We start from the raw sequence: 25,744 nt of genomic DNA on the forward strand, positions 1-25,744 counted from the left end.
CATAAGCCCCTATGGGCTTTGAGAAAGATTTATCCCATTAAAAAGCTTGATTTTAATCAAGCGATAACCTTAGCGTTTGATTGAAAACAGAGTCTTTATGTTTTCTTTTAAACATAGCGTGAAACTTTTTTAAATGGGTTAAAGAGAACTTCTTATTTTGTTAGTCTTTACCACCCACACTTTTTAATCAGTGGGGCTTTTTGCATTGAGATTTGCTAGATTGTAGCCCCCTCCTTTTAAGGATTTCCTATTTCAACACTTTTAAAAGTGCTTCATAATTAGGCTCTTCTAAAATGTTTTGAACGATTTCTTTATAGATAACCACTCCCTTATCATCAAGAACAAACACCGATCGAGCGAGTAAGCCTTGCAAAGAGCCTTTGCCTAACAGCACGCCGTAATTTTCCCCAAAAGCCTTATACCTAAAATCGCTTAAAATTCTTAAGTCCTTAATGCCTTCAGCGCCACAAATTTGCCCTTGAGAAAAAGGTAAATCCATAGAAATAACGCTAAAACTCACAGAAGGCAGTTTGCCGGCTTGCTCGTTGAAGTGTTTGGCTTGGAGCAAGCAAACCGATCCGGTTAAGCTAGGGAGCGCGCTAATGACTTGAAAATGCACGCCTTGTTTCAATAAACTGACTTCTTGCAAGTCGCCATTTACCAATTTCACATCAGGAGCTTTATCGCCCACTTTTAAGGCTTTCCCTTCCAATTGGTATGTTTCTTCTTTAAAAGTAACTTTTTGCATTGTTAAATCCTTTCTAATTGAATTGCTATATTGCGTTAGAATAGTAGTCAATTAAGATTAACTTTTGAAAAATTTAAAAAGAATTTGTTTAAAAAATCGTTTTAATTTTAAAAAACCCCTTAAAATCCACAAAATTTGCATAACGATCAATTTTTAAGAAAAGATTTACCAAAAAGTATTAAAAAATGATTACAATACGGCTATCTAATCACAAGGAGAAAACATGTTTACATTACGAGAATTGCCTTTTGCTAAAGACAGCATGGGAGATTTTTTAAGCCCTGTAGCGTTTGATTTCCACCATGGGAAACACCATCAAACTTATGTGAATAATTTGAACAACCTCATCAAAGGCACGGATTTTGAGAAAAGTTCTTTGTTTGCTATTTTGACAAAATCTAGCGGAGGCGTGTTTAATAACGCCGCTCAAATTTATAACCACGATTTTTATTGGGATTGCCTAAGCCCCAAAGCGACTGCCTTAAGCGATGAATTAAAAGGGGCTTTAGAAAAAGATTTCGGCTCATTGGAAAAATTTAAAGAAGACTTCATTAAGAGCGCGACCACTTTGTTTGGCTCTGGATGGAATTGGGCGGCGTATAATTTAGACACTCAAAAAATTGAAATCATTCAAACGAGCAACGCTCAAACCCCAGTTACGGATAAAAAAGTGCCGCTTTTAGTGGTGGATGTGTGGGAGCATGCTTATTATATTGACCACAAAAACGCGCGCCCTGTGTATTTGGAAAAATTCTATGGGCATATCAATTGGCATTTTGTTTCTCAATGCTATGAATGGGCGAAAAAAGAAGGCTTAGGATCAGTGGATTACTACATCAACGAGTTGGTGCATAAAAAAGCTTAAGCGTTACTACGATTGTGGTTTAAAGATTTTTAAACCACGCTTCTTTTTTGAATGAAAGACACTCTGTTTAACCAATCTCTAAACAAACGCTTTTGTTTTGATGAGAAAGTCGCTCATGTTTTTGATGACATGCTAGAGCGCTCCATCCCCTATTACCATGAAATGTTGGATTTGGGGGCGTATTTTATCGCTCAAAACTTAAAAGAAAATACCAATGTTAAGCCCTTGATTTATGATTTGGGCTGTTCTACTGGGAACTTTTTTATCGCGCTTAACCAACAAATCCAACAAGATATTGAGCTTGTAGGGATTGACAATTCCATGCCCATGCTCAAAAAAGCGCAAGAAAAATTAAAAGATTTTAACAATGCCCGTTTTGAATGCATGGATTTTTTAGAGGTTGAGTTTAAAGAAGCGAGCGCGTTTTCATTGCTTTTTGTGTTGCAATTTGTCCGCCCCATGCAAAGAGAGGTGCTACTCAAAAAGATTTATAACAGCCTTGCGTTGAATGGGGTTTTATTGGTGGGCGAAAAGATCATGAGCGAAGATCGGATATTAGACAAGCAAATGATAGAGCTATACTACCTCTATAAACAAAATCAAGGCTATAGCCACAATGAAATCGCTTTCAAAAGGGAAGCGTTAGAAAATGTGCTTGTGCCTTATAGTTTAAAAGAAAATGTCGCTCTTTTAGAAAGCGTGGGGTTTAAGCATGTGGAAGCGCTGTTTAAATGGGTGAATTTCACGCTACTAGTCGCCAGAAAAACCTGAGTTTTTTGAAATAATATATAAAACTTAAGTTTTTTAAAAAATATCCACAGGATCCATATTCACGCTGCAAGGGATATTGGGGGCGGTTTTTAAAAACGCATGCACGCTTTTGATTAGGCTTAAAGGGTTTTTAGAACGCAATAAAATAAGGTAGCGGTAAGAAGAAGCGATTTTTTCAATGGGGGCTTTAAAGCTAGAGAGCGTTACGCCCTTTTCTAAACACGAAGAAAGGGTTTGAGAGGCTTTCAGGCTCAATTGTTGGGCTTTTTCTTCGTTTTTATGCTTAAACTCTAACAAACACAGCCTTGAAAAAGGCGGGTAGAGTTCGCACCTTTCTTGCAATTCGTATTGTAAAAAATCTTCATAATCTTCTAAGAAATTTTCTAATAGATCCGTTTCGGTGCTTTGAATGAACACTTGGCCAGAAATTTGCCTAGCGCTCCTCCCAGCGATTTGATAAAGTAACGACACGCCTTCTTCTAAAGCCCTGTAACTATTGGATTTAATGATATTGTCTATGCCTAAAACAACCGCTAAACTCACTTTAGCGTAATCATGCCCTTTGCTTATCATTTGAGTGCCGATTAAGATATTGGTTTTTTGAGCGTTGAAATCGTTTAAAATATTGTGGAGTTTTTTTGGCGTGCTGGTGTGATCTTTATCTAAAATGGCTATTTTAGCGCCTTTCAAAAGGCCTTCCAACTCGTTTAGCACTTGCATGGTGCCTATCCTTTTACCCACTAAAACTTCGCTTTGACACGCGCTGCAAATTTTAGGGATAGGGCTTGAAAAATGGCAATAATGGCACATGAGTTTGTTGGTTTTTAAATGCAAACTCATATTCACGCTGCAAAAGGGGCATTGAACGCTTTTGTAACAATTTTGACACAGCAAGGTTTTGAAATTAGCCCTTGTAGGCACAAAAATAATGGCTTGCTCGTTTTTGTCTATAACTTGTTTTAGCGCTTCTAGGAGTTTGGGCGTGATAAAACGCTCGGTTTTTTCAAAAATAATGTTTTTTTGTGTAGGCGTGTAGCGCCCCTTTAAGCGTACTAAAGCCTTATTTTTAAAGCGTTTGTAACTATTTAAACTTGGCGTAGCAGAGCCTAAAATCACTTGAATAGGGAATTTATGGGATAAATACAAGCACAAATCCCTAGCGTTATACATAGGGCTTTGATGAGATTTATAAGAAAAGTCATGCTCTTCATCTACAATGATTAAACCCAACTCCTTAAGGGGTAAAAACAACGCGCTTCGTGTGCCTACCACTAATTTGATTTCTTGCGAATAAAGCTTTTCTAAAAATTGTTTTTTTTGGGTTTGAGAGAGTTTGCTATGCCACAAGCCCAAATTTTCTTTAAAAACCTTTTTAAGGCGTTGTTGCATTTGAGGGGTGAGGGCGATTTCTGGCACTAACAATAATGCGCTTTTTTTTTGCTCTAAAGTTTGAGCGATTGAATGCATATAAATCTCGGTTTTCCCGCTACCCGTATCGCCAAAGAGCAAGCTTGCTGAATGTTTTTGCAATTCTTTTAAAGCGTTTGTTTGCGTTTGGCTTAACGCATTAAGAACGGGCTCAATTTTTTCTAACCCCACCAAATCGCATTCTTTAAAAGGGGTAAAAAGATTTAAGACTGAAGAAAGATTAGCCGAGTAATATTGAGCGATAAATATAGCGAGCTCTATTTGAAAGGGGAGTAAAAAATAAGGGGTTTTTTCTAGTTCTAGGCATTCAAAAGAGGGTTTTGAAACTTCTCCAAGAACGACGCCCAAAAGCATTTTATTCCTCAAATGGATATTGACTAACGCTCCTTTTTGGTGCCGCTCCTTAGAAAAGTAAGTTAAAGGGGGGGTTTTATTTTTTAAAGGAGCGATCAAGTGATAGAACATGATGAGATTTTTTCTAAAAGCTTTTTGAGTTCATTGTGCAAATACTCGTTTTGACAACTTTCATGCAAATAATCCTTTAAAAGCTCTAAGGCGTTTAATTCTTGGTTATGGAAACGCTCCTTTAGGGTGCGTTTCATCTCATCGCTAAAGGTGTTATTGAGAGAGATTTTATAGCGTTTGCCTAAATAAGTGATTTCTAAGCTATCGTTTTCTGAATGCATGTTTTTAATGGTTTATGACAATAAATCAGAGATTTTGTCATAAAGACCTTGAATGCCCTTATCTTTAGCGCTCAATTCATCGTATAAAATAGCGATTTGAATGTCTTTTTCTTCATTTTGCGCATTCAGAGTGGTGTTTGCTTGGCGTAAAGCGTTCAACTCTTCTTCTTGTTTTTTGATTTTTTCAATCAATTCATCAATTTTAGCGCCCAATTGGTTTAACAAACTTAAAGATTGCATAGTAAGCCTTTCATGGTTTTTAAAAGTTATTATATCAAAGCTATTTAATTATCGCAAAATACCCCTATCCCCTTAAGGTAATGACTTTTAGCATAAAATAAAGTAACTAAAACCCCATGTTTTAAACAATTCTTATGGCGGTATTTGGTATTTTTGATTACCATAAAGCAACAGGATAGAAAGCTTGACATGGGAGTGATAAATGCAAAAAAGTATATTAAAAATGACTCTATTGTTGGTTTTCCTCTTTTTAAAAAACGCTGTTGGTTTAGAGGACAAAAAAGCAGATCCTAAAAGCGTTCAAAATACACCCAAAAATTTACCCCCTATCCAATTAAGGCTCAATCAAGTCCATGAAGAACTTATAGAAATACTAGATAATATGGGGAAAGGCACGCAGTATGAGTTCCCTAAAATCAAAGAAATCCTAGAGCAAAGCGAAGAAGAATGGCTCAAAGTCGCCCATGAAGAATGCGTGGCGTTGGTTATGCTAATAAGCCCCAAGGCTTCTATTAAAAATAGCCCGATTTATAAGAATTGCTATGAAGCTTATGTGAAGCAAAGAATCCATGATTTATACGATTTTTATATAGAAAGCAAAAAGGTGAAAAGAAAAATCAAGAAAGCCCATAAGCATGCACTTATCCAAAATGAATCCAAGCCCCAAACAAAAGAGCCGCCTAAAAACGAAAATAAAAAAAGCTTGATAAAACCTAGCCTAAAAGATGCGAGTATCCCTAAAGGGTATTACTTGCAAATTGGGGCTTTTTTGAACGCGCCCAGTAAGGATTTTTTGCAAACGCTCAAAACTTTCCCTTACCAAATAAAGAAAAAAGACTCCCTCACGCATTATTTTATTGGCCCTTATCAAACGAAAGAAGAAGCCCTAAAACAGCTTGAAAATGTGGCTAAAAATTTTAAAAATAAGCCTGTGTTGGTGGAAAAGTAATTTTTACTCAGTTTGATCGGATCTTATAAAGCCACATGGCTATTAGCGCGACAAACAAACTCGCACCCAAAAACACATAGCCTATCATTTTATAAAGGGGGATAAAATTTTTTTGAATCTCTTCTTCTGCAATAATGATTTTAGAAACCCCTAAGCGGTTAGTTGGGGTGCTGTCTGTGAGGTAAAAACCTTGTTTTTTAAACGCAAAATAAGGGGTTTTGATTGCGTCATTTTTAAAAGAGGCTACAAACGCCCCGATATTAGAAAACTTGACTTTATTGTCCCCATCCAATAAAACAAAGGGGGTGTTTTTGAATCGTTCTTCTAAGATTTTTAAAGGCTCTAAAGAAGAGGCATTATCCAATTCTAAAAGGCTTTTAGCGATCGCATCAGCGGTGTATTGCATGCGTATTTGGGTGTTTTCTAAGAGGTTATTTTTCGCATAAAAGAAAAATAACGCTAACAAAACCCCCACTAAAAGCAAGGTAGAAAGGGCGTAAATGATTAAAAAACGCTTTTTAAAAGAATGGGGCATGACGAACCTTTATAGCAAGTTGGATAACACAGCTTTTTACGATTGGATTAAAAACGCTCAAAAACAGCCCTTCTTTTTACCATATTTATTTAATTTTATGGTAAATTTTTGAAAAATTGTTATAATTCCTACACTTTTATTGGTAAATTGATTGAGAAAGGAGTTTAGAACATGCTTGACATATGGATAGATATGATAATTTGTATTTTTTATTTGCTCTTTTTTACGACTCCTTACATTGTAGGCGATATTTTGCAATTGAAATTTATCCGTCAAAAGCTCTGCGAGAAGCCTGTTTTACTCCCACAAAAGGATTATGAAGAAGCGGGAAATTATGCCATTAGGAAAATGCAATTATCCATTATTTCTCAAATTTTAGACGGGATAATCTTTGCTGGTTGGGTCTTTTTTGGTTTGACGCATTTAGAAGATTTGATGCATTATTTAAACCTTTCTGAAACGCTAGGTTACTTGGTGTTTGCCTTGTTGTTTTTAGCGATTCAAAGCGTTTTATCCTTACCCATTAGCTACTACACCACCATGCATTTGGATAAGGAATTTGGCTTTTCTAAAGTGAGCTTGTCGTTGTTTTTTAAGGATTTTTTCAAAGGGTTATTGCTCACTTTAAGCGTGGGGTTGTTGTTGATTTACACTCTTATTATGATCATTGAACATGTGGAACATTGGGAGATTAGCTCGTTTTTTGTCGTGTTTGTTTTTATGATCTTGGCTAATCTTTTTTACCCTAAAATCGCCCAGCTTTTCAACCAATTCACCCCCTTGAATAATAGGGATTTGGAGAGTCAAATTGAGAGCATGATGGATAAGGTGGGTTTTAAATCCGAAGGTATCTTTGTGATGGACGCTAGCAAGAGGGATGGGCGTTTGAATGCGTATTTTGGGGGCTTGGGTAAAAACAAGCGGGTGGTGTTGTTTGACACTTTGATTTCTAAAGTTGGGACAGAAGGGCTTTTAGCCATTTTAGGGCATGAATTAGGACATTTTAAAAATAAGGATTTGTTGAAAAGTTTAGGGATTATGGGAGGCTTGCTCGCTCTTGTTTTTGCTTTGATCGCTCATTTGCCACCGATCGTTTTTGAAGGCTTTAATGTTTCACAAACGCCAGCGAGTTTGATTGCGATCTTACTCTTGTTTTTGCCGGTATTTTCTTTTTACGCTATGCCTTTGATCGGGTTTTTTAGCCGAAAGAATGAATACAATGCGGACAAATTTGGGGCGAGTTTAAGCTCTAAAGAGGTTTTAGCCAAAGCGTTAGTGTCTATTGTGAGCGAGAATAAAGCGTTCCCCCATTCGCACCCTTTTTATGTTTTCTTGCATTTCACGCACCCGCCCTTATTAGAGCGCTTGAAAGCTTTGGATTATGAAATTGAATGACCCTTTCACAAGCCCTAAACAAAGCCAAAAAAGAATTATCGCAAAAAGGTTTTAGGGGGGGCTTAGAGTCTGAAATTTTATTAGGCTTTGTCTTGCAAAAAGAAAGGGTTTTTTTGCACACGCATGCTTATTTAGAGTTAAACCACGAAGAAGAGGCGCGCTTTTTTGAATTGGTAGAAAAGCGTTTGAATGACTGCCCCATAGAGTATTTATTGGAAAGCTGTGATTTTTATGGGCACTCTTTTTTCGTGAATGAGCATGTTTTAATCCCACGGCCTGAAACGGAGATTTTAGTCAAAAAAGCCCTTGATATTATTTCTCAATACCATTTAAAAGAAATAGGCGAAATAGGCATAGGGAGCGCTTGCGTGTCCGTTAGTTTGGCTTTAGAAAACCCCAAAATTTCCATTCATGCGAGCGATATTTCATTAAAAGCTTTAGAAGTGGCGTCCAAAAATATTGAACGCTTTAATTTAAAAGAGCGTGTTTTTTTAAAAAAAACGCACCTTTGGGATCGCATGCCAACGATACAAATGCTTGTCTCTAACCCGCCCTATATCGCTAGAGGTTATCCTTTGGAAAAATCCGTTCTCAAAGAACCGCATGAAGCCCTTTTTGGGGGGGTTAAAGGCGATGAAATCTTAAAAGAAATCGTTTTTTTAGCCGCTGCATTAAAAATCCCTTTTTTGGCTTGTGAAATGGGGTATGATCAGTTAAAAAGCTTGAAAGAATGCTTGGAATTTTGCGGTTATGATGCGGAATTTTACAAGGATTTGAGCGGCTTTGATAGAGGGTTTATAGGCGTTTTAAAAAGTTTTTTAAGATAAAGTTAAAACTTAATTACCCTTTTAGTGTTACAATAAAAACACTTAAAACCATAAAGGATGCCGCTTATGTATATTGAAAAAATCCTCCAATCTTTACAGAAAAAATACCCCTATCAAAAAGAGTTCCATCAAGCCGTCTATGAAGCTATCACTTCTTTAAAACCCCTTTTAGACAGCGATAAAAGTTATGAAAAGCATGCCATTTTAGAGCGTTTGATTGAGCCTGAAAGGGAGATTTTTTTTAGGGTGTGTTGGCTAGATGATAACAACCAGATTCAGGTCAATCGGGGGTGTAGGGTTGAATTCAATTCAGCGATTGGCCCTTATAAGGGAGGTTTGAGATTCCACCCTAGCGTGAATGAAAGCGTGATCAAGTTTTTAGGCTTTGAGCAAGTGTTGAAAAATTCGCTCACCACTTTGGCTATGGGGGGCGCTAAGGGGGGGAGCGATTTTGACCCTAAAGGAAAGAGCGAGCATGAGATCATGCGTTTTTGCCAGGCGTTCATGAATGAATTATACCGCCATATTGGGGCCACGACTGATGTGCCAGCCGGGGATATTGGAGTGGGCGAAAGAGAGATTGGCTATCTGTTTGGGCAATACAAAAAATTAGTCAATCGTTTTGAGGGCGTATTGACCGGTAAAGGGCTAACTTATGGGGGGAGCTTGTGCCGAAAAGAAGCTACCGGTTATGGGTGCGTGTATTTTGCTGAAGAAATGTTGCAAGAAAGGAACAGCTCTTTAGAAGGTAAGGTTTGTAGCGTTTCTGGGAGCGGTAATGTCGCTATTTATACCATTGAAAAATTGCTTCAAATAGGAGCCAAACCGGTAACGGCGAGCGATTCTAATGGCATGATTTATGATAAAGACGGCATTGATTTAGAGCTTTTAAAAGAGATTAAAGAAGCGCGTCGTGGGAGGATCAAAGAATACACCCTACAAAAACCAAGCGCGAAATACACCTCTACAGAAAATTACCCCAAAGGGGGGAATGCTATATGGCATGTGCCTTGTTTTGCGGCTTTTCCTAGCGCGACCGAGAATGAATTGAGCGTTTTAGACGCTAAAACCCTCCTTTCTAACGGGTGCAAATGCGTGGCTGAAGGGGCGAACATGCCCTCAAGCAATGAAGCGATTGGATTGTTTTTACAGGCTAAGATTTCTTATGGCATAGGCAAGGCGGCTAATGCTGGGGGGTGAGCGTGAGCGGCTTGGAAATGGCGCAAAATGCGAGCATGCACCCTTGGAGTTTTGAAGTGGTGGATGCGAAATTGCACCACATCATGAAAGAGATTTATAAGAATGTTTCTCAAACCGCTAAAGAATTTAAAGACCCTACTAATTTTGTTTTAGGGGCTAATATCGCTGGTTTTAGAAAAGTAGCGTCGGCGATGATAGCGCAAGGGGTTTGACTGGTTTTACAAACCTATTTTTTAACCCATCTCCTTATGGTGCATAGCAAGGGTAAGGATTTTTGATAAGCTTTGCGATAGATTTTAAAAGAGGTGTTCTGGGATAGCTCCAAAAGAGGGGTAGCCTTTGATAAGAGGCGTTCGTAATCTCTTCTCAAATCATCATAATTAACCCTCAAATCATCATAATTAACCCTCAAATCATCATAATTAACCCTCAAATCATCATAATTAACCCTCAAATCATCATAATTAACCCTCAAATCATCAACAGACACTAACGGCTCATTCAAATCACGACAAAGAGCGGAAGGGTTGCGATAAATCGTATCGTTCTCTAAAATCGTTTTAAAAAAATCTAAGATCTTTTCAAAACTCAAATCTTGGTAAAAACCAGCTTTCCCATCAATGGTGTTTAAAGGGTTTTCATAGAGCATGTCTAAATAAGCGTTTTGGTGCGCGTGCAAGTATTTGATATAATCAATCGCTTCATCAAAGTTGTTGAAATCATGGACATTCACAAAACTTTTAGGGTTAAAATCTTTCGCCACGCTAGGACTCCCCCAATAAATAGGGATGGTATGGCTAAAATACGAATCAAGGATTTTTTCGGTTACATAGCCATAGCCTTGTGAGTTTTCAAAACAGAGGTTGAACTTGTATTGGCTTAAAAATTCGTTTTTGTTTTTGACATTATAGCCCAGAGTGTTTTTCACGGCTCCTCCCCCAGCCACTGGCTCAATAGAATTTAAAGCCTCATAGAAAGCGTTCCTAACAGGAGCGTTAGCGTTGCTCGCTACAAAACTGGCAAACCCTCTTTTCAAAGGATCGCTTTCATTTTTGATTAGCGCGCATAAATGTGGGTGGTTTTCTTTAAATTGATGGGAGGGTTTTTTTAAAGCATAAAGGCTGTCAGCTTTGAGTTTATAGGGTGAAGTGGTGTCATTAACAATCTCGGCTTTATAATGCAAAGAAGCGTAATACAAAGGCATTCTCAAATAACGATCGTTGAAATTTAATTCATCAAAGCCTATAGCGTAATCAAAAAGGTTGAAATTAGGCGCTTCATTCTCGCCGGTGTAAAACACTCTTTTGGTGTTTTGATAGGATAAGATTTTTCTAGCCTGTCCCAAAGGACTGCCAAAGACTAGATCTGAGGGTTCGTTGGGGTTGCTGTGGAGAATGATTTTATAGCGTTGTTTTAGGATGACATGCAAAATGAAATCTCTGAATCCTTTTTTTTCGCTATTCTTTAAAGGCCACCAATTGGCTAGGGCTATATTAATTGGGGGCTTATGGGTTGTTTCATCTAAATGGGTGCTGTCTGTATAAGCATCTAATAGGGGTTGGAACATTCTTATCCTTTAAACTAATTTAGGCAAACTCAAATGGCGTTTGAAAGACGCCAAGATCACAAGAGCAAAAGGTATCGCTACCAAAAAGTATAAGAAAGTGGGGATAGGCAAGGGATCGCCTGCGGCATAGCTGTGCAAGCCAGAAAGGTAGTAATTCACGCCAAAATAAGTCATTAAAACCGAATAAAACCCTAGAACGCTACTGCTCGCTAAAATAAAGGGCCAATTTTGAGAGCCTAGAAAACGCAAATGCAAGATTAAAGCATAGACGCAAATAGAAATCAACGCCCAAGTTTCTTTAGGGTCCCACCCCCAATAGCGCCCCCAAGATTCATTCGCCCACACCCCGCCTAAGAAATTCCCGGCTGTGAGCATGAACAGGCCTAAAATCATGCTCATTTCATTGATAGTGCTAATGGAGAGAATGGTTTTGTCCAAATTGAAACGCCCTTGTTTGCGCAAAATAAACAAAACCAAACTCAAAATCCCTAGCACAAAACACAAGCCCAAAAAGCCATAACTAGCGGTGATGACAGAAACATGGATATTGAGCCAATAGGATTTTAACACCGGCACTAAATGGCCAATTTGAGGGTCCATAAAGCCTAAATGGGCCACAAAAAGCGCGATACCGGCTAAAAAGCTAGAGGCCGATAGCGCGAGTTTGGAGCGTAAAACAAACCCTGCGATAACAGAAGCCCATGCGATATAAAGCATGGACTCATAAGCGTTGCTCCAAGGCGAATGCCCGCTCACATACCAACGTAAAACAAGCCCCATAGAATGAGCGATCGCGCAAAGCAAAATAGCAATATAAAGGATTTTAGTGAGCCAAATATTTGGAATCGTGTTTTTAACAAGAGAGCCGACCACAACGATAAAAAGCAATAACCCTAGAAGGATATAAGGCAAAGTCAGGCTGTTAAAAAAATTGGTGTGGTTTAAAAAAATTTCAGAATCCACTTTAGAAGAGGGTAAATAGAGGTTTTTGGCATGCTCTTGTTGGTAAATGCTTAAATCTTTTAGGGTTTTTTCTACTTTATCCCACTGATTGGTTTTTAAAGCGTCATCAAACCCGCTAAAAATATTTTTTAAAAACTCCGTTGCCACGCTTGAAATTTCTTTATTAGGGCTGTTAATCGCTTCAATGGGCGAGAGCCAAGCAGTGGTTTTATCGCTAGGGAAAATGCGTAAAAATTGAGCGCTAAAAAGCGTATAGACTAAGTTGATTCGTTCATCTACTTTTAAGACATCTTTATCCAACTCGTTGCGCGCATTGGGGGATTTTTGATTGACTTCTTCAACAAGATTTTTTAATTTATACCCACGGCTATCAAACACATCTCTAAAAGCGATACGGCTCTCATCTAAAGGCGTACCGATAAGCTTTCTTAAGGCTTTATTAGAAGTGTGAATCATCTTAATACTGCGCCAATCATTGGGGAAAAACATGATCCCTAAAAGCACCTGCATGGCGTTTAGCCCTTGAAAATCATCTTTCCTTAAAATCTTATGGATATATTCAATGCTAATGGTGTCAAGGGGTTTGATACGCCCGTCAAAATCCTGGACTTGAAGCCTTTGAAAGGCTTTTAAGTGGTCTTTGGAATACTCTCTTAAATGCTTCAAACGCTCTAAAATCGCGCTTTTAGAATCCTCTTTATTAGCGGGATTTTCTACATTTTGTCGTTCTATTTGAGCGCTTTTGCCCCCATGCATGTCAATTGGAGTCTCACTAGCGAACGAAGAAGTGAAAGGGCTGATTAAAATTAAAGCGAGCAAGAAACTAGCGATTTGTTGGGATTTTAAAAAGCGTGAAAGCTTTAAAAAACGCCCGTTCTTATCCAAAAGCAACCACAAAGCCCCCAAAATAAGCATCGCATACCCTAAATAAGTGGGGATTTTACCCGGGTCTTTATTGACAGAAAGGATCGTGCCTTTTTCATCCGTGTCATAGGAAGATTGGAAAAAGCGATAGCCTTCATAATCTAAAACATGGTTCATAAAGATCCTATAAGGTTTGATCAAAGTGTTATCCAATTTCAAAACTTCCACTTCTGAAGCGTAAGATGAAGGGCTCATAGAGCCAGCGTAGCGTTCTAATTCAAAACGCTTCAGTTTGATTTGAAAAGGCAATTCAATGTAAGCGGATCCAAAACTTAAAGAAAGCTTGTCGTCTTTAAACATTTCGCTTTCTTCTATGCCTTCATTCCTGTTGGTTTTAATGAGGTTGAATTTGTGGCTCACGCCGTTATAAGTCGCTTTTAACACTAAAATAGCAGCGTCATCTTTTTTAATGGCGTTTTGCTTGTAAATTTCTAAGGGTTCTAAAATTAAAGGCTTGTGATCTAAAGTGGCATGAATGGGCCTTAATCGTTTGGAATAATAAAAGGTAAAAGGCGTTTTTAAAGAAAGTTTAGTGGTGTCATTAAGAGTGATATTAAGGTAAGTGTCCGCGCTTTCAAAAGAGCTTTGCGCGCTATTTTCTCGCACATGCATAAGCCCTTCTGCGCCAAAAAATCGTGTGATGGCTGCCCCTAAAATGATTAAAATCAAGGAGCTGTGGAAAAAAAGGCTTGCGTATCTTTTGCGCTCTAAGGCTTTGGAATTGATGAATGTGCCTATTAAAACCACCAACAAATACGCATGCAAGAAATTAAACCAAGGGGTGTTATACACAATCGCCTTACTCGCGCTCGTTCCGTAATCGTTTTCTATAAAAGTGGCTATCGCGCACGCTAAGGCATAGAGTGCTATTAAAGGGATAGCGACCCAAAAAGAACCGAACAAAAAATAAACCAAGTTCTTAAGGCTTTTCATGCGTTTCCCTAGCTGGATTTGTTTTTAGAAAGGTTGGTTTTATACTTGATGTAAGCCTTTAATTTTTTGGTGAAATCCTCATCGTTTTTTGTGTCTTGATACTTCCCATCGCCGATAAATTCCAGTACCGCTAAAAATTGCGTAGAGGGCATATAGCCGGGCAATTCATAGATGGTTTTGCCAGTTTTATCGGATAAAATAATCGTAGGGGTGGATTGGACGGCATAAATTTGCGCTAATTCTTCTGTGGACATTTTGATTTCTTTTTCATCATTTTTATCCTTATCGCCGACTTTAAAATTATGCTCTTTGGAGTAGCTGATATTGACATAGTAAGCGCTAAAATGCTCTTTAACATAGTCGCTCAATTCTTTGACATTTTTGAGATCTTTTTTAAGCCTTTCACAATAGTGGCAACCATTACGGCCAAACACTAAAAGCATGTATTTATCGTTAGGGCTAATGGACTTATTGTCTGAAAAAATATCTTCTAAACCGGCATAGCTCTTTTTGTCTATGTTGTCTCGCTCATCATTTAATTCTTTGGAGCTTTGAGAACCGGAGCTTAAAAGATTTTCATCTAATTTGTCCTTATTATTGGATTTGCAAGCGCTTAAAAACAGCGAAATCAATAGCAAAACGCTTAAAAATTTCTTGGAAACATAAGAAAGTGAAAACATGTAATAACCTTTATTTTTTAATAGATTTGAAAACTTGGTATTTTACTATAATCATCGCTTTTTATGCAAATTTCACTCACTTTTAAGGTTATTCACTAATTCAATGATAAATTTTGCAAACTCTATGGAATCGTTTAAGCATGGGCAAACCAAATACTCTTTAACCGCCAAGCGCTCTGCCATCAAGCGGTATTGCATGTCTAATTCATAGATCGTTTCAGAATTATCAATCGTGAAAGCCAAAGGATAGATGATAATATGAGATTTGCGGTGCTTTTCTATCAATTCTTCAGTGCTTGGCTCTAGCCATTTCATAGGCCCTAGCTTGGATTGGTAAGAGAGTAAGACTTCTTTAAAAGAAATATTTTTTTGTTGCACCAACTCTTTTAACAAATTCACATGGTGTTCGCATTCTTGCTGGTAAGTATCGCCGGCATCAATAACGCTTTTAGGTAAGCCATGGACGGAAAAAATTAAGACAAAATCCTGGCTTTTGCGGTTGTTTAGGGTGCTTAAAATCGTGTTTAAAATGATTTCATTAAGCTTTTTACTGGCATAAAAACGCTCTATTACCCGCACTTTAGGGCGGAAAGTTTCTAAAGCTTTTAGGGCGTTAAAAGCGTCATTGAAACTAGAAAGGGTGGTGGTGCTAGAATATTGCGGATACATGGAAAAAAACACCAAGCTTTCTACCTCTTTTAAGGCTAAATCTTGCAAGACCATAGACGCATAAGGGGGGGTATAACGCATCGCATAAGCGTAAAAGCGAGAAGGATCTAATTTGTTCAAACGCTCTGTAAGGGCGAATGTGATAGGCGTTAAAGGGGATTTGCCTCCTAATTTTTCATAGATTTTTTTGGATTTTTCTATGCGGCTATTGACGATCATTTTACCCACCATTTTACGCATAAAATTATTTTTAATGGTAAGGATAAAGGGGTCATCAAACATGTTTTTTAAAAACACCCCCACTTCATAAAGGCTGTTAGGCCCTCCCATATTCAAAAGAATGACCGCTTCTTTAGGGAATTTTGTGGCGTTATTTTCTAAATTATTAAGCTTTTCATTGATTAAACTCATTAGGGCATGCTAAAATAAAACAATTAATAAAAAACAAATCGTTAGAAAGAAGTTAATGTTAGAGATAAGTTTGCAAGCATTAAATACACAAGATTCTTCTGTGATGGCTCAATCCTTGCTTATCCATGCCTTTTTTGCTGCCTTGCTTGCCCTAGCCTTTATGATCAATCTTTACACCCTTTTTAAAGAAAAGAATTTTATCCAATTAAACCGAAAAATCTATCTTGTCATGCCAGCGATTTACATTCTTTTAAGCATCGCTCTTTTGAGCGGGATTTTTATTTGGGCGATGCAACAATTTGAATTTTCTTTTAGGGCTGTTGTCATGCTTTTAGGGCTGTTGTTGATGCTTATAGCAGAAATCAAACGCCATAAAAGCGTGAAATTCGCTATCACTAAAAAAGAAAGGATGGAGGCGTATATTAAAAAAGCTAAAATCCTGTATTTTTTAGAAACGATTCTTATTGTTGTGTTAATGAGCCTTTGAATGCGTTTTGTCTATCACCCTTTAGCCAAAGAGCCTGTTTTAAAAATAGAAGGCGAGAGTTATACGCATTTATACCGCTCAAGACGCGTCAAAAGCGCGAGTCGTTTGGATTTAAGAAATTTAAAAGACGGCTTTTTATACACCTATGAGCATGCAGAAATCACTAAAAAACACGCCCTTTTAAGGCTGGTGGGCGCGCAAGCGTTAGAGGTTATGGCTAGTAAAAAAACGCATTTGATTTTAAGCGTGATTGAAATCAAAAGCATTGAAAAAATTCTACCCTTTTTAAACCAGTTAGGCGTGAGCAAGTTGAGTTTATTCTATGCGGATTTTAGCCAACGCAATGAAAAAATAGACAGCGCCAAATTAGAACGCTTTCAAAAAATTTTGATTCATTCTTGCGAGCAATGCGGTAGGAGCGCTTTAATGGAATTGGAAGTGTTTCCAAACACTAAAGAGATGTTAAAAGCTTACCCAAAGGCGAGCGTTTTGGATTTTAAGGGCGAAACCTTACCCGCAAGCGTGGGTTTTGAAAAGGGCGTTATCATAGGGCCTGAAGGGGGCTTTAGCGAACAAGAAAGAGGGTATTTTAAAGAGCGCGAAATTTATCGCATCCCGTTGGATATGGTGCTAAAATCTGAGAGTGCATGCGTGTTCGTGGCGAGTGTCGCGCAAGTTTAGGGGGTTATTGGGGGTTTTAAATCCTAGAAAATCCACCCGTAATTAAAAAACACTTTAAAATGACTGCCCCCTTCATTCAAAACAACAGAGTCCGCATAGATGCCATTATTAGAAGCGATTTTAATATCGCTTTGGATTAAAGGAACGCTAATGCCTACAGAATATTTAGAATGCTTGTAGCGGTAATTAAACCCGGTAACTATATCTAAATTACCGCTTCCTTTGACTTGGTTGAAAACATAGTAGCTATTGTATAAGCCCCTTAACCCTCCAAACACCCCAAAAGAGGAAGCAAAAACTTTTTTAGTGGGATTGCCTTGCTTTTTATGGGTATAAGTGGTGATGAAATCAAACAACACATCCATTCCCCCACCATAGCTTAATTGTTGGATTTTTTCATCGTTAGCTTGAGCGTAGTTGTATTTGATGATGCCATAATAGGCTAACCCTATGTAGTCGTTGAAATAATGTTGGTAGCCTATCTTAACATTAACCCCTAAAATAGGGCTTCTAAAAGATTGTGAGACGCTAGAAGTTGGAAAGCTTTGATTGAACGCATTAAACACAGAGCCAACAAAAGCTCCTGCGTTCAAACTGGCGTCTAAATAGTTGGCTTGGCTGCTCAAATTAGCGAAATTAATGGGCAGGGCGTTTTGATTGATGAGCTGTTGCCAGACAGCGGTGGTAACCCCTATAAGCCCAGCGGGGACTTGAGCGCAATTCGTATAGATGGAATTGGGGTAATTGCTAGGGAAAGCGGGCTGATTTTTGCCGCCAAAACGAGAGCAAACATTATAGTCGTAACCATCATGATCTCGCACTTCATGCCCGTTACTAAATTCTAGCTCTTCTTTCCCGTTTTTCTCCACTTCATGCCCGCCTTCACACCGCACTTCTGGCCCGTTTCCTTCTTGGCACAAGCGCACCCTTTGATAAGTCATGTTCCCATTATGGGTATAACCTAAAGTATGGCCGTATTCATGGATAATATCTCTTAATGCCAAAATGACAACTTTATTCAAATTTTTGCCAAACAATTTTTCAGGGTTTAAGGCAAAAGGCGCTATCCCTAAAACACCTTGATTGAAGCCATTATCACCGGGAGCGTTTGTGCTACCTAGTTGGGATCCTAGCCCTAAAAACCCCTTGGCCGCATTCAAGAGATTCACCGTAAGCTCATTAGCGACTCTATAACTATTGATAACTTCTTCTGGGGTTAGCACATATTTTTCATCTTTAGGATCAACAAGCCCGTTATTAAAAGGATTCACGCATTTAGGGTAATCAATACCGCACTCTGATGGGCTGTTAGCGAATTGGAAAGGGGCGTTTAAAACGGCTTCTTCCCAAGATTTGGAGTCAAACACCGCAATCATATCTAACATTAAATTGGTCAATTCTTCTGCGGTTTGTGGGGTGAAAGACACCGAAGCGACTTGACAACTCTTTTTATAACCAGGGCATTCATAATGAGGTTTAGGAGAAGCAAGAGGGCCACTAGGATCATTGTTGCCGCTAGAAAATGGGTCTGTATTCTCATAAGTCATTTGAAGATTGGTCGTGATTTGACTGAGCTTTTCAAACAAACTCTGCGTGTTAGCGTCAGAAAAGGGGGTGGTAGTGGTTTGGAGTTGTTGGAGGCCATCAGAGTTGAATGGCGAATCGTTTGAAAAATTATTAAACAGGCTTGCCGGCAGAATGATTTGAGAATCTTTAGGGATAGTTTCTATCACGCCTAAATTGACTACCTTGCCTTGAGCGTCTGTATAACTCAGCTCAATATTGTTTAAATTGTAGGGCAGAAAGTTTTGTATCACAACCACGCTGTTATTGCCATAGCCTTCAAACTCGGCATTATCCTTATTGTATGCCATCACATACACAGGGTTTTGAGAATAAAAAGTTAAGCCGTTGCCGTTGATATTAGCCGCCGTGAATAACTCAGTCGCTTTTTCTAAAATGGTGCTTTGGAGGATGTAGTATCTCCCATAAACGCTTTGTGGGGTGGCTGTATCGCTTTTGTTTTGTTCTTTAGGTTGTTCGTTAGTTTGTGGGTGGGTTAGGGGGTTTTTTTGGATTTTTTGGGTGTTTTGAGCTGTCGCTTCTTCTTTAGTTTGCGCGCCTTCTAATAACCCGGTTTCAAACCCGGCTTCTATAAAAAAGCCGTCTTTTTGGTGTTTTTGAAAGGCTTCTAAAGGGTTGAACAAGCCGATTAAAGACAAGCAAATCGTTTTACTAACGAATCTTAGCATGGTAATTTCCTAAATGGTTTAGCGTTTTGTTTTCAAAGAGTTTGTGACTCAATCAAACTGAAGTTTCGTATTATAATACATTTTTGAGAAATTGCGGTATTGCTTGTATTAAAAAATAAACAACACCCAAAAGATAAGCGCTTTTATCTTCCTTCAAATCACTTTAAAATTTTAGGCAAAGTGATTCCCACTTGCCCTTGATACTTACCGCCTCTGTCTTTATAACTTTGCTCACACACTTCATCGCCTTGCAAAAACACCACTTGCGCGATCCCCTCATTGGCATAGACTTTAGCCGGTAGATTGGTGGTGTTAGAAATTTCAATCGTGATATAGCCTTCAAATTCCGGCTCAAAAGGCGTAACATTCACAATAATCCCGCACCTGGCGTAAGTGCTTTTGCCCAAACAAATCGCTAAGGTGTCTTTAGGCATTTTAAAATACTCTATCGTATGGGCTAGGGCGAACGCGTTAGCGGGTAAGATAAAAAAACCCTCTTGGCTCGCATCAATTTTAGTCGCGTTGTTGGGGTCAAAGTTTTTAGGGTCAATTAAAGCGTTTTTGTTATCAAAGAGCATGAACTCGCTCCCCACTCTAATATCATACCCATAACTACTCAAACCATAGCTGATCACATTCTTACCGACTTGTTTTTCGCAAAAAGGGCTAATCATGCCATGCTCTAAACTCATTTTTTTAATCCAAGAATCCGCTTTCAATCCCATACGCACAAAGCCTTTAAAGTTTGTTAATAATTATGTTATTATAACAATAATTTTTTGCTAAAAACGCTTATGGTTAGTAAGATTATGTGTTTGTGGCATATTTTAAAACAATATAAGGAATAAATCGTTATGAACCTTTCTGAAATTGAAGAGTTGATCAAAGAATTTAAAGCTTCTGATTTAGGGCATTTGAAATTAAAGCACGAGCATTTTGAGTTGGTTTTGGATAAAGAATCCGCTTATACGAAAAAAAATGCGTTAAATCCTGCCCATTCTCCAGCCCCCATTATGGTAGAAGCGAGCATGCCAAGCGTTCAAACCCCTGTGCCTATGGTATGCACCCCTATTGTGGATAAAAAAGAAGATTTCGTGCTTTCGCCTATGGTAGGCACTTTTTATCATGCGCCTTCACCTGGGGCTGAGCCTTATGTCAAAGCGGGCGATACGCTTAAAAAAGGGCAAATCGTGGGCATTGTAGAAGCGATGAAAATCATGAATGAAATTGAAGTGGAATACCCTTGCAAGGTGGTTTCTGTTGAAGTGGGGGACGCCCAGCCGGTAGAATACGGCACGAAACTCATCAAAGTTGAAAAGCTTTAAAACCCATGAATAAAGAAAATAAAAAGGTAGAAAAAAAAGAGCTTTCGCGCATTTTGATCGCTAATAGAGGCGAGATCGCTTTAAGAGCGATCCAAACCATTCAAGAAATGGGTAAAGAATCCATAGCCATTTATTCTATCGCTGACAAGGACGCCCACTACCTCAATACAGCTAACGCAAAAGTGTGTATAGGAGGGGCAAAATCCAGCGAGAGTTACTTGAATATCCCTGCGATCATTAGTGCGGCGGAATTGTTTGAAGCGGATGCGATTTTCCCCGGGTATGGGTTTTTGAGCGAGAATCAGAATTTTGTAGAGATTTGCTCGCACCATTCTTTAGAATTTATTGGCCCAAGCGCAAAAGTCATGGCTTTAATGAGCGACAAATCCAAAGCCAAAAGCGTGATGAAAGAAGCCGGCATGCCTGTGATTGAGGGCAGTGATGGGTTGCTTAAAAGCTATCAAGAAGCTGAAGAAATCGCTGATAAAATCGGCTACCCTGTCATCATTAAAGCGGCCGCTGGTGGGGGCGGGAGAGGCATGCGCGTCGTAGAAGATAAATCCAAGCTTAAAAATCTTTATCTAGCCGCAGAAACGGAAGCTTTGAGCGCGTTTGGCGATGGGAGCGTGTATTTAGAAAAATTCATCAACAAGCCTAAACACATTGAAGTCCAAATTCTAGCCGATAAGCATGGCAATGTCATTCATGTGGGCGAAAGGGATTGTTCGGTGCAAAGACGCCAGCAAAAGCTCATTGAAGAAACCCCGGCAGTGGTTTTAGAAGAGGGCGTTCGTAAGCGTTTGCTAGAAACAGCGATCAAGGCCGCTAAATATATCGGTTATGTGGGGGCTGGGACTTTTGAATTTTTGCTCGATTCTAACATGGAAGATTTTTACTTCATGGAGATGAACACTCGTTTGCAAGTGGAACACACCATTAGCGAAATGGTGAGCGGGTTAAACCTCATTGAATGGATGATTAAAATCGCTCAAGGCGAGGAATTGCCCAAGCAAGAAAGCTTTTCTCTCAAAGGGCATGCGATAGAATGCAGAATCACTGCAGAAGATCCTAAAAAATTCTACCCAAGCCCGGGTAAAATCACCGAATGGATCGCCCCTGGTGGGGTGAATGTGCGCCTTGATTCGCACGCGCATGCTAATTATGTCGTGCCTACGCACTATGATTCTATGATTGGCAAGCTCATTGTGTGGGGGGAAAACAGAGAAAGAGCGATCGCTAAGATGAAAAGGGCTTTAAAGGAATTTAAGGTAGAAGGCATTAAAACGACCATTCCTTTCCACCTTGAAATGCTTGAAAATGCGGATTTCAGGCAAGCAAAAATCCACACGAAGTATTTAGAAGAAAATTTTTAAGTTTTAAGGATTTTCTTAAGCATGATTTAAGGATTTTAAACGATCAAATTGGTTATAATGTTTTTAGGAATAGAGTTTGCTTATCTTGTCTTTAAGAAAAACCGATGAAGTGGAGGATAGGATGTCTAAGATTTCAAATAATTATAACCCGTCTTTGATGATGAGGGATTACCACACCCAAAGGGTTAGTTCGCGCACAAGAAAAGAAGAAAATAAGGAAATTCAAAATCTTTCAGAGAGTGATGAAAAAATCAAATTAGCCAAACAAGCCAAGCAGGATAACCTAGCCATAGGGGATTTAGAAAGCCGTCTTAAAAGCTTAAAGGGCATGGATAAAGACGCTAAAGAATTGGTGGGGATTTCTAAAGCTTACGCTCATAATAATGAAAAAGATCGAAGCGATTTTGAGCATTTTAAAAGCCGTTTGAATAAAGCGATTGATTCTTTCAATCAAAAATCAGGCAATGATAGTTTGAAACTCCCTAATAATATTGACATTGACGACACGAAGGCTTTGGAAAAATTTTCCAAATCATTAGAAAGTGAGAAAGAAAACATTCAAAACTCTTTGCACCAGTGGAAAAAACAGCTCGCTGAAACGAATCATTTAAACAAGGAATACAACACCTTAGATAAAACAAGACTGAACGCTCAAAAATTCCAAGATGTCCATGACACAAGCAAGATCACCCCATCTCGCTTGCAAGACTTGCTCGCTTGAAAGAGTTTGCTTATAGCGAGCCTTGTTTAGATGAAGAAGATAAAAAGGCTGTTTTAGAGGTTTTAAATTCCAAACAGCTCACGCAAGGCAAACGCTCTCTTTTGTTTGAAGAAGCTTTGTGCGAGTTTTTAGGCGTTAAGCATGCGTTAGTGTTTAACAGCGCGACTTCAGCCCTTTTAACGCTCTATAGGAATTTTAGCGATTTTAACGCTGATTGCAATGAAATAATCACCACCCCTATAAGCTTTGTAGCGACGGCTAACATGCTTTTAGAAAGCGGTTACAAACCCGTATTTGCTGAAATTAAAAACGATGGCAATATAGATGAATTAGCCCTAGAAAAGCTCATTAACGAAAAAACCAAAGCCATAGTGAGCGTGGATTATGCCGGTAAAAGCGTGGAAGTAGGAAGCATTCAAAAGCTTTGCAAAAGGCATTCTTTGAGTTTTCTTTCTGACAGCTCGCATGCTCTAGGGAGCGAGTATCAAAACAAAAAAGTGGGAGACTTTGCGTTAGCGAGCGTGTTTAGTTTCCATGCCATTAAGCCTATCACTACGGCTGAAGGGGGAGCGGTCGTTACTAACGATAGCGAATTGTATGAAAAAATGAAATTGTTTCGCTCTCATGGCATGCTCAAAAAAGATTTTTTTGAAGGCGAAGTCAAAAGCATAGGGCATAACTTCCGCTTGAATGAAATCCAAAGCGCTTTGGGTTTGAGCCAGCTTAAAAAAGCCCCCCTTTTAATGCAAAAAAGAGAAGAAATCGCTCTAGTTTATGATAGGATTTTTAAAGATAACCCCTATTTCACCCCTTTACACCCCTTGTTAAAAGATAAAAGCTCTAACCACCTTTATCCTATTTTAATGCGCCAAAAATTTTTTACATGCAAAAAACTCATTTTAGAAAATTTGCACAAGCGTGGCATTTTAGCCCAAGTGCATTACAAGCCCATTTACCAATACCAATTGTATCAACAGCTCTTTAACACAGCCCCCTTAAAAAGTGCAGAGGATTTTTATCGCACTGAAATTTCCTTACCTTGTCATGCGAATTTAGATTTAGAGAGCGTTCAAAACATCGCTCATGGCGTTTTAAAAACTTTTGAGGATCTTAAGATAGAATGAGTTCCATTTAGGGCTTCAAATTTTAATCATTAAGAATGGTGCGGAAGAAAGGAATCGAACCTTCATGCCTTGCGGCGCTAGATCCTAAGTCTAGTGCGTCTACCAATTTCGCCACTTCCGCACACCGCACGCAATCGCGCACATAAATAAGAAGTAGAAAACAAAGAAGCAGTATTTTAGCTGTTTAATCCTTTAAAAATACTGAAAAATTGAAGCTTCTTAAAATTTGGAGTTTTTTCTGGCTTTAGGGAGTTTTAAATTCTTTTAAGGTATTCTAACAAGGCTATATCATTAGATAGTTTTAAGGAAATTAAGGAACAAAATGGAAGTTTCACGCAAGAAAATTTACAACCCCAATTCTACAGAAAGTGTGAATGAAAGAAAGATTTTTGGGGGCAATCCTACAAGCATGTTTGATTTGAATAAGATCAAGTATCAATGGGCGGATCATTTGTGGAAAACGATGCTCGCTAACACCTGGTTTGCTGAAGAAGTGAGCATGAATGATGACAAAAGGGATTATTTGAAATTAAGCGCAGAAGAAAAGATCGGCTATGACAGAGCTTTAGCGCAACTCATTTTTATGGACAGCTTGCAAACCAATAATTTAATTGATAATGTCAATCCCTTTATCACTAGCCCTGAAATCAATTTGTGTTTGGTGCGTCAAGCTTATGAAGAAGCCTTACACAGCCATGCGTATGCGGTGATGGTAGAAAGCATAAGCGCGAATACTGAAGAAATTTATGATATGTGGCGTAACGACATGCAATTAAAAAGCAAGAATGACTATATCGCGCAAGTGTATATGGAATTAGCCAAAAACCCTACAGAAGAAAACATTCTCAAAGCGCTTTTTGCGAACCAGATTTTAGAGGGGATTTATTTTTATAGCGGGTTTAGCTATTTTTACACTTTGGCTAGAAGCGGTAAGATGCTAGGATCAGCGCAAATGATTCGTTTTATCCAAAGAGATGAGGTAACGCATTTGATTTTATTCCAAAACATGATCAACGCTTTAAGGAATGAAAGAGCGGATCTCTTCACGCCGCAATTGATTAATGAAGTCATAGGAATGTTTAAAAAAGCGGTAGAAATTGAAGCTTCATGGGGGGATTATATCACGCAAGGCAAGATTTTAGGGCTCACTTCAAGCTTGATTGAGCAATACATCCAGTTTTTAGCGGATAGCCGTTTGAGTAAGGTGGGTATCGCTAAGGTTTATGGCGTCCAACACCCCATTAAATGGGTAGAGAGCTTTTCAAGTTTCAACGAGCAGCGCTCTAATTTCTTTGAAGCTAGGGTGAGTAATTACGCTAAAGGGAGCGTGAGTTTTGATGATTTTTAAGGGGTTTGTTTGAACAGTATTAAAAACCATTTGATGTGTGAAGAAATCAATAAGCGTTTCAATTTGCACCCCAAAGTGAGAGAGGCCATGGAGAGCATTGAAAGGGAAGTTTTTGTGCCAGCCCCTTTTAAACATTTTGCTTACACTTTAAACGCGCTTTCTATGCAAGCGCAACAATACATTTCTTCGCCCCTAACCGTGGCCAAAATGACGCAATATTTAGAAATTGATCATGTGGATAGCGTGCTAGAAATTGGCTGCGGGAGCGGCTATCAAGCGGCGGTGCTTTCTCAAATTTTCAGGCGCGTTTTTAGCATTGAAAGGATTGAAAGCCTGTATATAGAAGCGCGTTTGCGCCTTAAAACTCTCGGTTTAAACAATGTTCATGTTAAATTCGCTGATGGGAATAAAGGCTGGGATCAATACGCCCCCTATGATAGGATTTTGTTCTCTGCTTGCGCTAAAAATATCCCTCAAGCCCTGATTGATCAGCTTGAAGAAGGCGGGATATTAGTCGCGCCCATTCAAGAAAATAACGAGCAAGTGATCAAACGCTTTGTGAAGCAAAATAACGCCTTGCGCGTCCAAAAAGTGTTAGAAAAATGCTTGTTTGTGCCTGTTGTAGATGGGGTGCAATAAAGA

General features: G+C 38.7%; 24 protein-coding genes, 1 tRNA gene and 1 pseudogene. 14 read left to right on the forward strand and 12 right to left on the reverse strand.

Annotated elements, in window-relative coordinates; all coding sequences use genetic code 11:
- Positions 1–247: 247 nt before the first annotated feature.
- Complete coding sequence (gene tpx, locus HPSH112_RS05195) at positions 248–748, reverse strand: thiol peroxidase (RefSeq protein WP_001174667.1); 501 nt, start codon at positions 746–748, stop codon at positions 248–250.
- Positions 749–971: 223 nt separating this feature from the next.
- On the opposite strand from tpx, the gene sodB reads away from it, so the two are divergent.
- The gene (gene sodB / locus HPSH112_RS05200; protein WP_000494623.1) at positions 972–1,613 is read left to right on the forward strand and encodes a superoxide dismutase [Fe]; all 642 of its coding nucleotides are present in this window, start codon (positions 972–974) and stop codon (positions 1,611–1,613) included.
- Between the two features lie 51 nt (positions 1,614–1,664).
- Entirely contained in the window at positions 1,665–2,384 is a 720-nt protein-coding gene (cmoA, locus tag HPSH112_RS05205) for a carboxy-S-adenosyl-L-methionine synthase CmoA (RefSeq protein WP_000655604.1), read from the forward strand.
- 33 nt (positions 2,385–2,417) lie between these two features.
- On the opposite strand, the gene HPSH112_RS05210 is transcribed toward cmoA, so the two are convergent.
- From HPSH112_RS05210 to HPSH112_RS05220, 3 genes are read right to left on the reverse strand one after another with little or no spacing between them, the layout of a single operon-like run.
- Entirely contained in the window at positions 2,418–4,277 is a 1,860-nt protein-coding gene (locus tag HPSH112_RS05210; protein ID WP_000499325.1) for a primosomal protein N', read from the reverse strand.
- On the reverse strand, positions 4,262–4,498 hold the full coding sequence (locus tag HPSH112_RS05215) for a hypothetical protein (RefSeq protein WP_000555362.1): 237 nt from the start codon (positions 4,496–4,498) through the stop codon (positions 4,262–4,264). The genes HPSH112_RS05210 and HPSH112_RS05215 overlap by 16 nt, the downstream gene beginning before the upstream one ends.
- 12 nt (positions 4,499–4,510) lie before the next feature.
- Positions 4,511–4,738, reverse strand: a complete 228-nt coding sequence (locus HPSH112_RS05220) for a hypothetical protein (protein WP_001191188.1) — start codon at positions 4,736–4,738, stop codon at positions 4,511–4,513.
- A 202-nt stretch (positions 4,739–4,940) separates the two neighbouring features.
- On the opposite strand from HPSH112_RS05220, the gene HPSH112_RS05225 reads away from it, so the two are divergent.
- Positions 4,941–5,687, forward strand: coding sequence for an SPOR domain-containing protein (locus HPSH112_RS05225; RefSeq protein ID WP_001172447.1), 747 nt, complete (start codon positions 4,941–4,943; stop codon positions 5,685–5,687).
- 7 nt (positions 5,688–5,694) lie between these two features.
- Here the strand turns inward: HPSH112_RS05225 and HPSH112_RS05230 are convergent, their stop codons facing one another.
- Positions 5,695–6,222, reverse strand: coding sequence for a hypothetical protein (locus HPSH112_RS05230; protein ID WP_001120624.1), 528 nt, complete (start codon positions 6,220–6,222; stop codon positions 5,695–5,697).
- Positions 6,223–6,393: 171 nt separating this feature from the next.
- Here HPSH112_RS05230 and HPSH112_RS05235 point away from each other — a divergent pair, with 171 nt between their 5' ends.
- From HPSH112_RS05235 to gdhA, 3 genes and pseudogenes are all read left to right on the forward strand, one after another.
- Positions 6,394–7,617, forward strand: a complete 1,224-nt coding sequence (locus tag HPSH112_RS05235; protein WP_000884409.1) for a M48 family metallopeptidase — start codon at positions 6,394–6,396, stop codon at positions 7,615–7,617.
- Positions 7,614–8,444, forward strand: a complete 831-nt coding sequence (locus HPSH112_RS05240; RefSeq protein WP_000176031.1) for a peptide chain release factor N(5)-glutamine methyltransferase — start codon at positions 7,614–7,616, stop codon at positions 8,442–8,444. Before HPSH112_RS05235 ends, HPSH112_RS05240 begins: the two co-directional genes overlap by 4 nt.
- A 66-nt stretch (positions 8,445–8,510) precedes the next feature.
- Positions 8,511–9,856, forward strand: a pseudogene (gdhA, locus tag HPSH112_RS05245) (NADP-specific glutamate dehydrogenase).
- Between the two features lie 14 nt (positions 9,857–9,870).
- Here the strand turns inward: gdhA and HPSH112_RS05250 are convergent.
- From HPSH112_RS05250 to hemH, 4 genes are all read right to left on the reverse strand, one after another.
- Positions 9,871–11,211 (reverse strand): glycosyltransferase family 10 domain-containing protein, encoded by a 1,341-nt coding sequence (locus HPSH112_RS05250; RefSeq protein ID WP_000487496.1) that lies wholly within the window; start codon positions 11,209–11,211, stop codon positions 9,871–9,873.
- A 9-nt stretch (positions 11,212–11,220) separates the two neighbouring features.
- Positions 11,221–14,031, reverse strand: coding sequence for a cytochrome c biogenesis protein (locus HPSH112_RS05255; protein ID WP_000838572.1), 2,811 nt, complete (start codon positions 14,029–14,031; stop codon positions 11,221–11,223).
- A gap of 8 nt (positions 14,032–14,039) precedes the next feature.
- Positions 14,040–14,711, reverse strand: coding sequence for a SoxW family protein (locus HPSH112_RS05260; protein ID WP_000492166.1), 672 nt, complete (start codon positions 14,709–14,711; stop codon positions 14,040–14,042).
- A gap of 72 nt (positions 14,712–14,783) precedes the next feature.
- A complete protein-coding gene (hemH, locus tag HPSH112_RS05265; protein ID WP_000052774.1) occupies positions 14,784–15,791 on the reverse strand; it encodes a ferrochelatase in 1,008 nt (335 codons plus the stop codon).
- A gap of 55 nt (positions 15,792–15,846) precedes the next feature.
- Between hemH and HPSH112_RS05270 the strand changes: the two genes are divergently transcribed.
- Positions 15,847–16,278 (forward strand): hypothetical protein, encoded by a 432-nt coding sequence (locus HPSH112_RS05270; RefSeq protein WP_000890099.1) that lies wholly within the window; start codon positions 15,847–15,849, stop codon positions 16,276–16,278.
- Complete coding sequence (locus HPSH112_RS05275) at positions 16,279–16,959, forward strand: 16S rRNA (uracil(1498)-N(3))-methyltransferase (RefSeq protein ID WP_001213207.1); 681 nt, start codon at positions 16,279–16,281, stop codon at positions 16,957–16,959. It abuts the gene before it with no gap.
- A 23-nt stretch (positions 16,960–16,982) separates the two neighbouring features.
- Here the strand turns inward: HPSH112_RS05275 and HPSH112_RS05280 are convergent, their stop codons facing one another.
- Positions 16,983–19,211 carry a porin family protein gene (locus HPSH112_RS05280; RefSeq protein WP_000943636.1) on the reverse strand — a complete coding sequence of 743 codons (2,229 nt, stop codon included), beginning with the start codon at positions 19,209–19,211 and terminating at the stop codon, positions 16,983–16,985.
- A 158-nt stretch (positions 19,212–19,369) separates the two neighbouring features.
- Positions 19,370–19,936: a dCTP deaminase gene (dcd, locus tag HPSH112_RS05285; protein ID WP_000523111.1), complete on the reverse strand. Its 567-nt coding sequence runs from the start codon at positions 19,934–19,936 to the stop codon at positions 19,370–19,372.
- Between the two features lie 129 nt (positions 19,937–20,065).
- Between dcd and accB the strand changes: the two genes are divergently transcribed.
- The 4 genes from accB to pseC all read left to right on the forward strand — a co-directional run bounded on the left by accB (position 20,066) and on the right by pseC (position 23,754).
- Positions 20,066–20,536 (forward strand): acetyl-CoA carboxylase biotin carboxyl carrier protein, encoded by a 471-nt coding sequence (gene accB / locus HPSH112_RS05290; RefSeq protein ID WP_001053827.1) that lies wholly within the window; start codon positions 20,066–20,068, stop codon positions 20,534–20,536.
- Between the two features lie 5 nt (positions 20,537–20,541).
- Entirely contained in the window at positions 20,542–21,909 is a 1,368-nt protein-coding gene (locus HPSH112_RS05295) for an acetyl-CoA carboxylase biotin carboxylase subunit (RefSeq protein ID WP_001031237.1), read from the forward strand.
- Between the two features lie 121 nt (positions 21,910–22,030).
- Positions 22,031–22,630, forward strand: coding sequence for a hypothetical protein (locus HPSH112_RS05300; protein ID WP_014662268.1), 600 nt, complete (start codon positions 22,031–22,033; stop codon positions 22,628–22,630).
- Entirely contained in the window at positions 22,627–23,754 is a 1,128-nt protein-coding gene (gene pseC, locus HPSH112_RS05305; protein ID WP_000657233.1) for a UDP-4-amino-4,6-dideoxy-N-acetyl-beta-L-altrosamine transaminase, read from the forward strand. Before HPSH112_RS05300 ends, pseC begins: the two co-directional genes overlap by 4 nt.
- Before the next feature lie 36 nt (positions 23,755–23,790).
- On the opposite strand, the gene HPSH112_RS05310 is transcribed toward pseC, so the two are convergent.
- Positions 23,791–23,875: transfer RNA gene (locus HPSH112_RS05310), tRNA-Leu, on the reverse strand.
- Between the two features lie 201 nt (positions 23,876–24,076).
- On the opposite strand from HPSH112_RS05310, the gene HPSH112_RS05315 reads away from it, so the two are divergent.
- Both HPSH112_RS05315 and pcm read left to right on the forward strand, forming a co-directional pair.
- On the forward strand, positions 24,077–25,102 hold the full coding sequence (locus HPSH112_RS05315) for a ribonucleotide-diphosphate reductase subunit beta (RefSeq protein ID WP_000454022.1): 1,026 nt from the start codon (positions 24,077–24,079) through the stop codon (positions 25,100–25,102).
- A gap of 9 nt (positions 25,103–25,111) precedes the next feature.
- Positions 25,112–25,741 carry a protein-L-isoaspartate O-methyltransferase gene (pcm, locus tag HPSH112_RS05320; protein WP_001084600.1) on the forward strand — a complete coding sequence of 210 codons (630 nt, stop codon included), beginning with the start codon at positions 25,112–25,114 and terminating at the stop codon, positions 25,739–25,741.
- Positions 25,742–25,744: the final 3 nt, after the last annotated feature.

The organism is Helicobacter pylori Shi112 (assembly GCF_000277405.1).
GTDB classification, from domain to species: Bacteria; Campylobacterota; Campylobacteria; order Campylobacterales; family Helicobacteraceae; genus Helicobacter; species Helicobacter pylori_C.